The sequence below is a fragment of the Arthrobacter sp. KBS0703 genome (assembly GCF_002008315.2).
GTDB lineage: Bacteria > Actinomycetota > Actinomycetes > Actinomycetales > Micrococcaceae > Arthrobacter.
On the sequence record NZ_MVDG02000001.1, the window covers coordinates 561,121 to 573,503 of the forward strand.

10 protein-coding genes, 1 tRNA gene and 1 pseudogene are annotated in these 12,383 nt (G+C 66.2%); 9 read left to right on the plus strand and 3 right to left on the minus strand.

The window, feature by feature from the left end; all coding sequences use genetic code 11:
* Positions 1–122 precede the first annotated feature (122 nt).
* Positions 123–3,962 (plus strand): annotated as a pseudogene (locus B1A87_RS02650) (AAA family ATPase); the annotation flags it as partial.
* A gap of 232 nt (positions 3,963–4,194) precedes the next feature.
* Positions 4,195–4,479: a hypothetical protein gene (locus B1A87_RS02655; RefSeq protein ID WP_078027166.1), complete on the plus strand. Its 285-nt coding sequence runs from the start codon at positions 4,195–4,197 to the stop codon at positions 4,477–4,479.
* Here B1A87_RS02655 and B1A87_RS02660 read toward each other — a convergent pair.
* The 3 genes from B1A87_RS02660 to B1A87_RS02670 form a co-directional block, all read right to left on the minus strand.
* The gene (locus tag B1A87_RS02660; RefSeq protein ID WP_313902500.1) at positions 4,476–4,961 is read right to left on the minus strand and encodes an RcpC/CpaB family pilus assembly protein; all 486 of its coding nucleotides are present in this window, start codon (positions 4,959–4,961) and stop codon (positions 4,476–4,478) included. The two genes, B1A87_RS02655 and B1A87_RS02660, sit on opposite strands and share 4 nt — an antisense overlap.
* Before the next feature lie 418 nt (positions 4,962–5,379).
* Positions 5,380–5,643: an FmdB family zinc ribbon protein gene (locus tag B1A87_RS02665; protein ID WP_078027164.1), complete on the minus strand. Its 264-nt coding sequence runs from the start codon at positions 5,641–5,643 to the stop codon at positions 5,380–5,382.
* 166 nt (positions 5,644–5,809) lie between these two features.
* Positions 5,810–6,421, minus strand: a complete 612-nt coding sequence (locus tag B1A87_RS02670) for a 5-formyltetrahydrofolate cyclo-ligase (RefSeq protein ID WP_078027163.1) — start codon at positions 6,419–6,421, stop codon at positions 5,810–5,812.
* Positions 6,422–6,511: 90 nt separating this feature from the next.
* On the opposite strand from B1A87_RS02670, the gene galU reads away from it, so the two are divergent.
* The 7 genes from galU (at position 6,512) to B1A87_RS02705 (ending at position 12,360) form a co-directional block, all read left to right on the plus strand.
* Positions 6,512–7,417, plus strand: a complete 906-nt coding sequence (gene galU, locus B1A87_RS02675) for a UTP--glucose-1-phosphate uridylyltransferase GalU (protein ID WP_078027162.1) — start codon at positions 6,512–6,514, stop codon at positions 7,415–7,417.
* Between the two features lie 6 nt (positions 7,418–7,423).
* Positions 7,424–8,044 (plus strand): GNAT family N-acetyltransferase, encoded by a 621-nt coding sequence (locus tag B1A87_RS02680; RefSeq protein WP_078027161.1) that lies wholly within the window; start codon positions 7,424–7,426, stop codon positions 8,042–8,044.
* 113 nt (positions 8,045–8,157) lie between these two features.
* A complete protein-coding gene (locus B1A87_RS02685) occupies positions 8,158–9,147 on the plus strand; it encodes a hypothetical protein (protein WP_185982213.1) in 990 nt (329 codons plus the stop codon).
* A gap of 30 nt (positions 9,148–9,177) precedes the next feature.
* The gene (locus B1A87_RS02690; protein ID WP_078027160.1) at positions 9,178–9,978 is read left to right on the plus strand and encodes an SDR family oxidoreductase; all 801 of its coding nucleotides are present in this window, start codon (positions 9,178–9,180) and stop codon (positions 9,976–9,978) included.
* Positions 9,979–10,022: 44 nt separating this feature from the next.
* Positions 10,023–10,095 (plus strand) — tRNA-Ala (locus tag B1A87_RS02695).
* 696 nt (positions 10,096–10,791) lie between these two features.
* A complete protein-coding gene (locus B1A87_RS02700; protein ID WP_078027159.1) occupies positions 10,792–11,580 on the plus strand; it encodes a metallophosphoesterase in 789 nt (262 codons plus the stop codon).
* Between the two features lie 87 nt (positions 11,581–11,667).
* Positions 11,668–12,360: a DUF6308 family protein gene (locus B1A87_RS02705; RefSeq protein WP_078027158.1), complete on the plus strand. Its 693-nt coding sequence runs from the start codon at positions 11,668–11,670 to the stop codon at positions 12,358–12,360.
* Positions 12,361–12,383: the final 23 nt, after the last annotated feature.

A 12,383-nucleotide genomic window follows, 5' to 3' on the forward strand; every position in this document is an offset into this window, starting at 1 on the left:
CGCTTTCCTGGCAGTTGTTTTTTGCCGGGCAATGCGGGCGGCGCTGCGAAATCCGCCGCAACTTAGCCCGTTCCAGTGTTGCGGTCTCTCACCCGTGGCCGTTTGCGGCTACGCTCGAAAGTATGCCCGTATGGTCCAAGGCGTCACGTGCAAGCGCAGAAAAGAAGGCAGTAGTGTCAGTTGGTCAGGTCGACTCCGAGGGTTCGGAGGAGCTCAGGAAGTGGCTGTCCGGGCTTAAGCCCGTTACCGGGGCGGACACCATGCTGCGCTTCACCAAAACCCCCGAGGGCTCGATCGACCTCACGAACGCGCACCCGTCCGGCCTTGCCCAGCTCATGGCAGGGCGCCGCACCCGGCTTTCCACGCTGATCCGTGACCAGCAGCAGTACGTTGTAGCTGCCCGGGCTTCCCGGAACCTGCGGTCCAAGATCTTCGAACTCGCCAATGACCGCGGCATCGAGGCCGGCTACTTTTCGGCCGGAACAGTCGTGTGGACGTCCGCCGTCGGCGGTAAGCCGCAGCGGGTCTCCGCGCCGGTCATGCTGACTGCCATCTCCCTCACCATCCGCCCCGGCGAAGGTGACTACGAGCTGCAGCTTACGGAGCAGGCCCGCATCAATCCGGCCCTGATCCGGCACCTGAAATCCATCCACGGCATCGTGTTCGACGTCAACGCCGTGACCCGGATGGCTTACAGCACCGCGCGCTTTGACCCCCAGCCCGTCCTGGACCGGCTCAGCACGCTGGTCAAGCCGATCCACGGTGCGGAGGTGGAGCACAACCTGCTCGTCTCCACCTTTGCGGACCTCTCCGGCAACCTGGACGACCCCTGGATCAACCAGCAGAACCCGCTCGTGGCGTCGCTGGCCCGGGCCGCATCCGGCGAAGTCCTGGAGGTGCCCGCGCTGCAGCCCGGACGGTTCCCGAGCGTGGACGAGCGCGACCCCGCCGATGAGCTGCTCCTTCTGGATGCGGACGAGGACCAGCAGTACGTGATTGACGCCGTCCGGGCAGGGGACTCGCTGGTGGTCAGCAGCCCGCCCGGAACCGGCCAGACCCAGACGGCGATCAACGCCGTCGGCGCCTTGGTGGACGAAGGCAAGACAGTCCTGGTGGTGGGGGACCGGCGCGCCAGCCTCAACGAAGTGGCCGGCCGGCTCGAGGACCTCGGCCTGGAGTCCGTCCTTTTCCAGCTGTCCGGCAGCGCAACGCCCCAGCAGCTCAAAGGCCAGCTGGTCCGGGCCATCGTCCGCAACGAGAAATCCAGCGAGCCGCGGCTGGGCAGCCTGCACAAGACCCTGACCGAGCACCGGCACGCGCTGATGGACCACGTGGCGTCGCTGCACAACGTCCGCAAGCGCTGGGGCTGCTCGCCGTACCAGGCCATGCAGTCGCTGGCGGAGCTGACGGCGATCCAGCCGGCCCCGGCCACCACGGTCCGGCTGAAGCGCAGTGTGCTGGACAGCATCCGGGACCGCGAGGAACTCGCCGGCCGGCTGAAGCGCGCCGCGGAACTCGGCAGTTTCAGCAGTGCCTCCACGTCGAGCCCCTGGCACGGCGCCCGGCTGGTGACGCGGAAGGAGACGGAGGAGGCGCAGGATCTGGCACGCTCCGTCGCGAAGAAGCTGCCGCTGCTGAACGAGCGCATGAAGGACGTGGCCGGCCACGCGGAGATCCGCCTTGGCACGACCTTTGCCGAGTGGGGTTCCCAGCTCAAGCTGCTGGTCGCCGTCCGGGAGAGCCTGGACAAGTTCACACCCGATATCTTTGACCGGCCCGTGCACGACCTCATCTCCGCGACCGCATCGTCCGCCTGGCGCCGCGAGCACAACGTGGACATGGCATCCATGCAGCGTTCGCGCCTGCGCCGGGTGGCCAAGGAGTATGTCCGGCCCGGCGTGCACATCGCCGACCTCCACAGCTCACTGGTGCTGGTGCAGGAGCAGCGCGCACAGTGGGCCGGGTACGCCACCACGCAGCGACATCCCGCGGTGCCGTCGGGACTGGCCGAAATCACCCTCATGTACCGGGGCCTGACCCGTGAACTGAAGATGTTGGGCGACGCCCTGCGGCACACACCGGCCGGCGGATCACTGGAAACGACGCCCTACCCGGAACTCATGGAACGGCTGGAACGGCTCGTCGCCGACAGCCAGACGCTCAAGACGCTGCCCGAGCGCACGCTGCTGATCGAGAACATGCGCGAGCACGGTCTGGGCGAGCTGCTGGCGGATCTCTCGGAGCGTGAGGTCCCGGCCGAGTCCGTTGCCGCGGAGCTCGAGCTCGCCTGGTGGCAGTCCGCCCTGGAAGCGATGATCAGCGGCGATGACTACCTCGCCATGTCCGACGGCGACGCCCTGCGCCAGCTTGAGGCCGAGTACAGGCTTGCCGACAACGCCCATATTGCCAGCGGTGCCGGACGGCTCCGGTGGCAGCTCGCCGAGCGCTGGCGCGCCGGCATCGCCAAGAACCCGCGCCAGGCGGACCTCCTCAGGAGCCTGCTCAAGGACGGGCGGGTCACGCTGGCGGCGCTGACGGCCCAGGCTCCGGAACTTGTTCCCATGCTGGTTCCTGTCTGGTCGGTGAGCCCGTACCTGATGACGGGCCTCCTCCCTGCCGAGCAGAAGTTCGACGCCGTGGTCATCCTGGATGCAGAAGCGACGTCGCTGCAGGCTGTCCTGCCGGCCGTGGCCCGCGCAAAGCAGGTCATTGCGTTCGGGGACGACAAGATCGCGAGCCCGCGCACGTTCACCGTCGCGGTGGAGCGGCTCGCTGCCGGCGAACAGTCGCACCAAAGCGTTGAAAGCGCCTTCACCGCGCTGGCTGCGGTCCTGCCGACATGGCGCCTGCACTCCGTGTACCGCGCGGTTGACGAAGACCTGGTGCTGCAGCTGAGCAAGGGCTTTTACGACGGCGGCCTTCGCCGCCTTCCCGAAGGCCAGTCCGCCACGGGGCTGGACCGTGCCCTGCTGGTGGAGTACCTGCCCGACGGCACGGGGCTGCCGAGCGCCGATCACGAGGGCGTGGAGTCGGTCGTGGCGGAGGTCAACCGCGTGGTGGAGCTGGTGTTCGAACACGCCCGCCTCCGTCCGCGCACCACCCTGGCCGTCGTCACAGCCAGCCTTCGGCATGCCGCGAGGATCGGCGAGGCCATCCGGCTGCAGCTGCCCAACCATCCTGCGCTGGCCGAATTCTTCACCGCCGGGGATGAGTCCTTCCGCGTGGTAGATCTTGAGCGCGCCCAGGGGCTGGTCCGCGACCACGTGATTTTCTCCCCGGGCTACGGCCGGACTCCGCACGGGCGCGCCCTGCACAACTTTGGTCCGCTGTCCGCCGAGGGCGGCCGGGCCAAGTTCGCCCTGGCCATGACCCGCGCCCGCCAGTCCTTGCACGTCCTGACGTGCTTCAAGCCGGAAGACCTTGACCGGACCCGGCTGGCGCACGGGGCGGTGGACCTGTACGAACTGCTGGACCGCGAGATCTCCGGCAACACGGACCTCGGCCTGTCTCTTATACACATCTAGATGTGTATAAGAGACAGGCGCTCGGGGCCTGTCACTTATACACAACTAGATGTGTATAAGAGACAGTGGCGGACCTCGGCGACCGGCTGCGGGCTCGCGGGGCCCGCGTCTGGCACCAGTATGACGGCGTCATCGACGTCGTGGCCGCGGCCGACCCCCTCAGCACCATGGGCCAGGACGCCGCTGAGATACCGCGGCCGGTGGCCATCGAGTCTGACGGGACCGAGCAGTACCGGCAGATGACGGTCCGCGAACGCAGCAGGCTGCGCCCGCAGCTGCTGGAGCGCCTCGGTTGGCGTTACATGCCTTTGTGGACGATCGAAGTCTTTACGGATCCCTCAGCCTGCGCCGACCGGATCGGCGGCTACCTCGGACTCGAGAAGCCCGCCCTCCCGCTCCGGTCCGTGGGCTCGCCGGGGTTCTTCGACGACGACGTCAGCTCTCTCGCCGAGGAGCCCTACGAGGGCGGCGGCGAGGGTTCCTACGACGGATCCTACGATGGCGACGACCAGGATTCGGACCCCGGTGCGGGCCGCGGCAGCGAGGAATTCGTGGTGGGTCCGGAAGGGTTTTCAGACGGCAGCGCCGACGAAGAATTCAGCGACGCCCATGAAGACGATGTTGAGAACGACTACGACGGTGATACCGCGGACAGGAAGGACGGCACGCAGTGAACGCCGCTGCAGTGAACGATGGCTCCCGGAAGGACGCTGGCACCCCGAGCGACGGCGGCTCCCCGAAGGGCGGCGCCACCCGGAATGGCGCCACCCGGAATGGCGCCACCGCCTCTTCGAAGGCGTCCGGGCCGGCTCGGAAGACCCCCGGCCCGGTGAAATCGGCGGGCGTGGTGCCCAACAAGGCGTCCGAGGACGATCCGCGGGTGTGGGGCGATTCCGGTGCCGACAATGACCACGATGCGTGGCTGAAGGAGCAGCGGCCCCCTCACTGGGGTTAGCCGCCTGCTGACCCCACGAGTACAAAGAACAGCTTGCCCTGGGTTGAGGCACCCGCAAGGGCACTGGCCTGGGCTGGCGTTGCCGCCACGACTATGAGGCCTTCCGAGTCGCCGGTGCCGAGCCACTGGCCGCTCTGGCCCTCTTGGCCTGACGTCCACAACACGGGCACGGAGCTGGCCAGCACCTTTGATGAAGACGCTTGCTCGTAGCCGTTGCCGTTCGTCAGCACGACGTTGACGAGCTGGCCGGGGGAGACCAGCTGGATGGAGGCAGGGTCCGCCATGCGCAACGGCACTGCGGCAGAACCAGGTGCGGCTCCCGTGAGCAGTCCAGGCCCCACGAGCTGGGCGTCCGAGAGCAGCTGCCCCTTGCGGAGTGGGGCGGCCAGCTGTTTTCCCTCCAGCCCTGGGGCATCAGTGAACGAGCCGGCGGGCAGCAGGGACGGCGGAATGTTGACCGCCGCGATGTCGTCGCCGCCCAGGGCCGCTCCTGTCTCTTATACACATCTAGATGTGTATAAGAGACCCGCGCCGCGGCGATGGCCCGGACGGTGTGGGCGGGGGCGGGCGTGAGCTGGTGGACGGCTAAGCCGGCGGCCAAACAAAGCAGCAGCGCCACGGCAAGGCGGCGGTTGCGGGTCAGCCAGCCGGCGAGGTCAGGAGCCCGGCGGGGCGGGCGGCCCGGGCTTCCGGGAAGCGCAGTGCGTCGGCTGGCGCGCCCGGCCGACGGGGAGGTCCTGACGGGGAAGATTCCGGTAGCTGGCATGCTGCCACGCTACGTAGCCTGTAGTGCTGAGTGACAGGCGGGAGTTGCCCTATGTGGAAAGCGGGCCGCGCAGGGGCCCGTATGTGGACATCCGCGGGGCGGACATCATTCCGGACAAGCAGGGCGGGGCGGGGTCAGCTGGCAGCGGGAGCCGCCGGAGCGGCGGCAGGCACAGCAGGGGCTGAAGCGGCCGGTGACGACGAGACCGTGCTGCCCTTGGCATCGCGCGAATCAGTGCGGTAGAACCCGGATCCCTTGAAGACAACGCCTACGGTGTTGAACTTCTTGCGAAGGGTCCCCTGGCACTCGGGGCAGGACGTCAGAGTGCTGTCGGTGAATGACTGCACGATGTCGAAGGCATGGCTGCAATCCTTGCAGGCATAGGCATACGTGGGCACTGTGGATCCTCCTCATGGACAAGCGGCAGGTCCTGTGCTGCAAGCTTCATCTCCGGGACATTCCTTGACGGAACACCGCGGCGGAAATGACCGCTTAGCAGTCGCAGGGCCTGAGTGCCAATTCTATCACCCTGCCGGCGTTGCCTCCACGTCAGCGGTACCGCTTTCACGCCAGCCGGATCACGCCCGAGGGGGTCAGGACCGCGTCGACGGGCCGGTCAAAGCTTTCGGCCGGGATCGTCGAAGCAGGCAGGAGCTCGGCGTCGTAGATGATGGCGGCCCTGGGGGCGCGCAGGCCGGTGGCATCCACCGCCGCCAAGAACTTGTCGTAGTACCCGCCGCCCTGCCCGATCCTGTTGCCGTTCATGTCCACGGCCGTGGCGGGGAGGAACATTGCAGCCACCTCCTTGATGGCCTCGAGGCCGTGGCGCTCCCCGGCCGGCTCCTGGATGGGCGCGTACCTGCTGCGGACAAATTCGGAGGACGGGTTCCAAAACACCCAGCTCAGGGCGCGGTCCGGTTCGCAGACGGGAAGCAGCACGCTGTGGCCTGCCTCGTGGAGGGCGGTGATCAGCCGGAGCGTGGGCGGTTCGAAGGCTACGCCAAGATAGGCGGTGAATGTCGCCGGCCGTCCGTCCGCGATCGTGTCCGCCCAGGCCAGGCCGTGGGCGGCAATTCCGTCCGCGGCGTCCGATAAGGCGCTGGCCGGCAGTCCCGCGCGCAGCGTCCGGTGCCTGGCACGGATCTCATCCTTAGCCGGCTGGTTCTCTGGTGGCATGGCGGGCCGTCCTTTGTCGTGTCGGGAGTCCGGCCGGGCCACTGCCGGAAGCATTTACCGTATGAATGTTCCCTCCGATAGATTAGTCGAGTGACTTCCACTAATCGTTCAGTCCGCAAGGCCGTCATCCCCGCAGCGGGCCTCGGCACCAGGTTCCTGCCCGCCACGAAGGCGATGCCCAAGGAGATGCTGCCGGTGGTCGACAAGCCGGCAATCCAGTACGTCGTCGAAGAGGCCGTCAAAGTTGGCCTGAGCGATGTCCTGATGATCACCGGACGCAACAAGCGCGCCCTCGAGGACCACTTCGACCGGGTTCCCGCCCTGGAAGCCACCCTGGAGGCCAAGGGAGACACCGCCAAGCTGGAGTCGATCCAGGCAGCGAGCAACCTGGGGGACATCCACTACGTCCGTCAGGGCGACCCCAAAGGGCTGGGCCACGCTGTCCTGCGCGCCCGCCAGCACGTGGGACACGAGCCTTTCGCCGTGCTGCTCGGTGACGACCTGATCGATGCCCGCGACGAACTGCTGAGCACCATGATCGAAGTCCAGGCCAAGACCGGCGGCTCCGTCGTGGCCCTCATCGAAGTGGATCCGTCCCAGATCAGCGCCTATGGCTGCGCCGATGTTGCCGCGATCGACGGCGAGGGCTTCGTCCGGATCAACAAGCTCGTGGAAAAGCCGGACGTCGACGAGGCACCCTCCAACCTGGCGATCATCGGCCGGTATGTACTTCACCCCGCAGTATTCGACGTGCTCGAACGGACGGCCCCCGGACGCGGCGGCGAAATCCAGCTCACAGATGCGCTGCAGGAACTCGCAGCCAGCGACGGAGACGGCTATGGCGTCTACGGCGTGATCTTCCGGGGCCGGCGCTACGACACCGGCGACAAACTCAGCTACCTCAAGGCCTGTGTCCAGCTCGCCATCGACAGCGACGACCTTGGCCCCGGCCTGCGTGAGTGGCTGCCGGAGTTCACCGCCGGACTGAACAAGTAACCCTCCATGAGGGTCAGCCACATCTGGCCGGTCACGCTGGAATGCGGGGACATCGTCCTGCGTCCTATCCGGTACCGTGACCGCAAGGAATGGACGGAGGTCCGTACGCGGAATAGCGAGTGGCTTGCACCCTGGGAGGCATCCAACCCCGCGCCGGGCGGCGCGCTGCCCGACTACCGGCAGATGGTGAAGTCCCTGAACTCCCAGGCGGCCCAGGCAACGGCCCTGCCGTTCCTGATCACGGCCTGGACCCCCGGGTTCCGCGACCCGGTCATCGTGGGCCAGTTGACGGTGTCCTCGATTGTGTGGGGCTCGGCCATGATGGCAACGCTTGGCTATTGGGTGGACGAGGCCAGGGCGGGGCAAGGGATCGCGCCCACCGCTGTTGCCATGGTCACGGACCACTGCTTCCGGACGCTGGGCCTGCACCGCATGGAGATCAACATCCGGCCGGAGAACGGTCCCAGCCTCCGTGTCGTGGAGAAACTCGGTTTCCGCGACGAGGGCTACAGGCCCCGGTTCCTGCACATCAACGGGGAATGGGCTGACCACCGAACCTTCGCGCTGACCTCAGAGGAGGTTCCGGAGGGGCTGCTCGGTCCGTGGCTCCGCAGGAGACCGGCCTGAGGGTCCGGGGCCAGGCAACTTCCTCGGCATAAGTCCATTGATTTGAGAGCCCGCCCGCGACACACCGAGACGAATGCCACACCCGGTCGCCTATTCCTCATACGGTTTTGTATGTGGACATCCCCCTTAGCAGCTCAGTCATCCTTGTGGTCGCTGTCGCGCTCTGGATTTTATGGGTTGCCCCTTACGTGCTCCGCAACCGCCGGCATCAGTTCCAGGCTGCCGGTGACCTGACGGTGGAGACCGTTGACGCCGAAACTGCAAACCCGCAAGCCGGGAGGGTCGCACACATGACCGCCCAGCAGGAGAAACGCATGGACACCAGGAAGAGCAGCGAATCCGCAGCCGGCTTCACGCCGGCCAGGTCCGGTGGCCAGCCGGCCGCAAAGGACGGCGGTGCCTTCCGCATCCGCTACGGACGGACAGCCATCGCCCTCGCCGGGCTGCTGTCCCTCATTACAGCGGTGGTCAGCGGCGTCCTGCGGATCTTCGGCATCGGCAACCCCTGGCTTCCGGCCCTGGCGTTCCTGACCGGCGCTGCCGCCGTCGTTCTTCTGCGTCGGCTGGCCGTCCGGGACCGCCGGAAGAAGATGAACGCCGCATTCAGCGCTGCCATGGGTTCGCGGGCTGAAAGCAGTACCCGCACGGAGCGGTATTCGGATCCGGTGCCGTCCGGGGAAGGCGCCGTCCAGCGGGAAAACATGCTCTTCGACGCCGAAGCCGTTGCGCCCCGACCCAAGCCCCTGACGGCGAGGGAACTCCGCGAGGCCGCCTTGGCAGTGGCCGTCGCAGCGGGAGACAACAGTGCCGCCCAGGCTGCCAGCGAACCGGCCGCGGCTGAAGACACCAGCTGGGAGCCGGTAGAAGTTCCCAAGCCCACCTATGTTGAGGCTGCTAAGGCGGACCGCCCCGCACCCGAACCGCTCGATCTTCCGGAGTCTCCCAAGGCCGTCGGCAAGCCTTCGCTCAAGCAGGGCCCCGCCGCTGTCTCTTATACACATCTGGCCGTGGCAGCGCCGAATGCCGGCCCCGCGCGGCCCCTGACCAAGGCCCAGAGCGCGCTGAGCAACCTTGACGACGTCCTGCAGCGCCGCCGGGCGTAGCGACCGTCCGCGCGGGTGTAGCCTCAGGCCATGACCCGTATCTGTGTGGCCGGCGGCACCGGCCAGGTGGGCCGCGAAGTGGTGAGCCAGGCGCTTTCCGGCGGTCACACCGTCGCCGTCCTCAGCCGCAACCCGCCTCCGGCAGGTTCCCCGGAACACCACGACGGCGCCACTTACTTCCGTGCCGACGTCACCACCGGCGAAGGGCTGGCGGAAGCGCTGGCGGGTGCCGACGTCGTGATCGACTGCCTTGAGGGGCAATCAGGCAAGGCGCTCAGGCTGTTTGCCGCCGGCGGTGCGTTGTTGCTTGCCGCGGCACTCGAGGCCGGCGTTGGGCGGGCGGTCCTGCTCTCCATCATTAACTGCGGTCAGAGCAGTTACGGGTTCTACCGGTCGAAAGCGGACAAGGAACGGGTGTACGCCCGTTCCCAGCTCGAAACCGCGACAGTGCGGGCCACACAGTTCCACAGCCTCGTGGCCGGGCTGTTCGCTGCCGGGTCTCGCGTTGGCCTCATTCCCGTGGTCAGGGGCGCCCGGTTCCAGACGATTTCCCCGGCCGATGTGGCCGCCGCACTGCTGGAAGCAGCGGTGGGGCCAGCGGCCGCCGACCGGCACCGCCTGCGGACGATTGGCGGCCCTGAGATCCAAGATATGAACGACCTGGCGCGCACGTGGAAGCAGGTCACGGGCGCCCGGGGCGTCGTGGCAGCGTTCTCGTTGCCCGGGTCTATGGGCAAATTCCTGCGCGAAGGCAAGAACCTGGCGCCCGGGGAGCGCTACGGACGCGAGACATTCAGGGGCTGGCTGGAAAAGCGGGCGGAAAATTTGTAGCCTAGGGAAACCGGCGTTGCGGTTGTCTCTGGCAGTGGCGCCCCGGGGTTATAGCTCAGTTGGTAGAGCGCTTCGTTCGCATCGAAGAGGTCAGGGGTTCGAATCCCCTTAGCTCCACAATTTGTAGGGTTTTTCCGGCCTTAATGGTGCCTGGATAAACACTTTGGTAACACTTTGGGTCACATACTTGACGGCGTTCAGAGTTTGAGCAGTGTGTCATAGCGCCATCCTAGGGGAGTGGTGGCCGGATCGCTGCTCGGATCCAAGCCCCAGGCATTGGAACGCCCTGGAGGATTCAGGAAATTTGTTCGGTGCAGACGCTGACATTTGCACGAACGGTGAATCACTAGGCAAAACTTGCTAGAGGGACATTGCTTGTACCGCATGGGTAAGGCCCGAGTGTGGGTTGCCGCGTAGAAAGTAGAAACAGGTGTGGGGCGGACAGACCGCCTGGCCACATCAGCGGGTGTTAGCTGTCGCGCCGAGAACTCAATAGGCTCCTACCGGGGGTAACCGACGTCGAAGCTCCTGTTGGCCCTCCTACGGCGTTGTAGAGCCAAACGTTGGCATCGTCCTCATAGCCCGTCGGATGTTTGGCGACTGTGGACATCTTTCCTCCTCCGAGCCAGAGACTATGTGGTTCAATCCGGCTGCCCTATAGCTTGCTGCTTGCCGTGACCAAGTGTCGGTTGCTGGCCAAGTCGTCTTCCTTCTGCCTGTCGGTAGCCTTGAACGGATAGGGCTGACAGCAGATGGCCTCGTGGCAGACGCTCCCCGGCGACCAGCTCCGGCGGTGCCGTACACATGGGAGGGATGAGCGAAATTAGTGCGGAGCACAATGAGGTGGACCATTGGCCGGACGAGCTTCTGGTCGCCGGTGACTGGCACGGGAACACCATTTGGATGGAGAAGGTGCTGCGGGCCGCTGCCCGTAGCGGACACAAAACGATCATCCATGTCGGTGACCTGGCCGTCCTGTGGCCGGCGGCCAACGATAACGACAAGTTCACGAAGGTCCTGAAACGGCGCCTGGACGAGCATGATTTGACGCTGGTATTCGTGGACGGCAACCATGACGTGCACCCGAAGCTGCGGGCCCTGCCTGTGAATGAAGACGGCTTCGGTGTGATCAATGACCGGCTGCTGTACGCACCGCGCGGGCACCGTTGGAATTGGTCGGGGGTTCGGTTCGGGGCCCTAGGCGGGGCATATTCGGTGGACCGCCGTTCCCGGAAGCTGGGCAAGTCCTGGTGGGAGGGGGAGGAAACCAGTGAGGCCGACGTCTGTCGCTTGGGCCCGGGCCGTTTGGACGTGCTGATCACCCATGAGGTTCCGGCAGGGATTGACGTCGTGTCGGAGTTCTCCTTCGGGCTGCCGAAGGTCATTGAGCAGGAGGCGTACGCCAACCGCCTGTTGGTCCGGGACGCCGTTCGCAATACCGAGCCCCGACTGGTGTTTTCCGGTCACTGGCACCAGCGGCGCAGCGCACTGATGCCGAACATGGGCACCCAGGTTCATGTCCTGCACATGGACCAGTTCGAGGGCAATGTCGTGGCCCTGAACTTGAAAACTCTGGGAGTTCGGGAGTACCCGCTGGACTGAAGCACCATTACGGAGACGCGTGGTGCGGTTCCCTCGTCTTTCGTGACTGGTATTGCTTACCAGGTGTGCGGCACTAGGCTCTCGGGCATGATGAAGAATCTTACGATTGGTGGCCTGAAGGTCAGCGTCGGGCACGCCAAGGAGTTGGCCGGGGAGTATATGAACCAGCCCGGCAGATGGTCCTACCCGGCGTACGACAGCTATCCGGGCAACGGTGATCCGGACACGATCGGCCCACAGGACGTGCTGGCTGCCGGGCTCCTGAACGCAGGGCAGAACCCGCTGACGACCCAGTACACGTTCGAGAGCCTGTCCCATGAGATCAACACCCGGCTGGGGAACGTGCCTCGGTCCACCCTCGACATGGCGGACGATCCGACGCTGGAGGTGATCGCGCACCTGTTCGGTGTCCTGGACCGGAAGGAACGGCCCCTGTCGGTCCGGTTGACCAAGCTGAGCAAGGTCCTGCACCTGAAGCGCCCGGGCCTGCTCCCGCTGTACGACGACCACGTCTGGCGGGCCTATAGCAAGCTTGGAAACGTCCGGGTCCAACCGAAGTTAGGCCGCGGCTGGAAGGATTTCGCCCTCGCTTGGCTGCCTGAGATCAGGAAGGACCTCCGCGACGGACTGGAGCACTGGACGGAAATCGCCGGCCTCGCCCCGGTCGACGGCCCTACTGTCACCCCGCTACGCGCACTGGACATGGTGGTCTGGCGTCTGGTTGAGGAAGTGGCCCCGCGGCCGCGTAAGCCCAGGCGCTCCAATCAGGTACCGGCATAGCAAGGCCGCGCACCTGCGGGCCC

What these genes read in the sequence shown, in the direction of transcription:
- B1A87_RS02670 (WP_078027163.1), bottom strand. Translation starts at nt 6,421, where the DNA reads ATGCCACCAGAGAACCAGCCGGCTAAGGATGAGATCCGTGCCAGGCAC.
- B1A87_RS02680 (WP_078027161.1), top strand. Translation starts at nt 7,424, where the DNA reads ATGAGGGTCAGCCACATCTGGCCGGTCACGCTGGAATGCGGGGACATC.
- B1A87_RS02690 (WP_078027160.1), top strand. Translation starts at nt 9,178, where the DNA reads ATGACCCGTATCTGTGTGGCCGGCGGCACCGGCCAGGTGGGCCGCGAA.
- B1A87_RS02700 (WP_078027159.1), top strand. Translation starts at nt 10,792, where the DNA reads ATGAGCGAAATTAGTGCGGAGCACAATGAGGTGGACCATTGGCCGGAC.
- B1A87_RS02705 (WP_078027158.1), top strand. Translation starts at nt 11,668, where the DNA reads ATGATGAAGAATCTTACGATTGGTGGCCTGAAGGTCAGCGTCGGGCAC.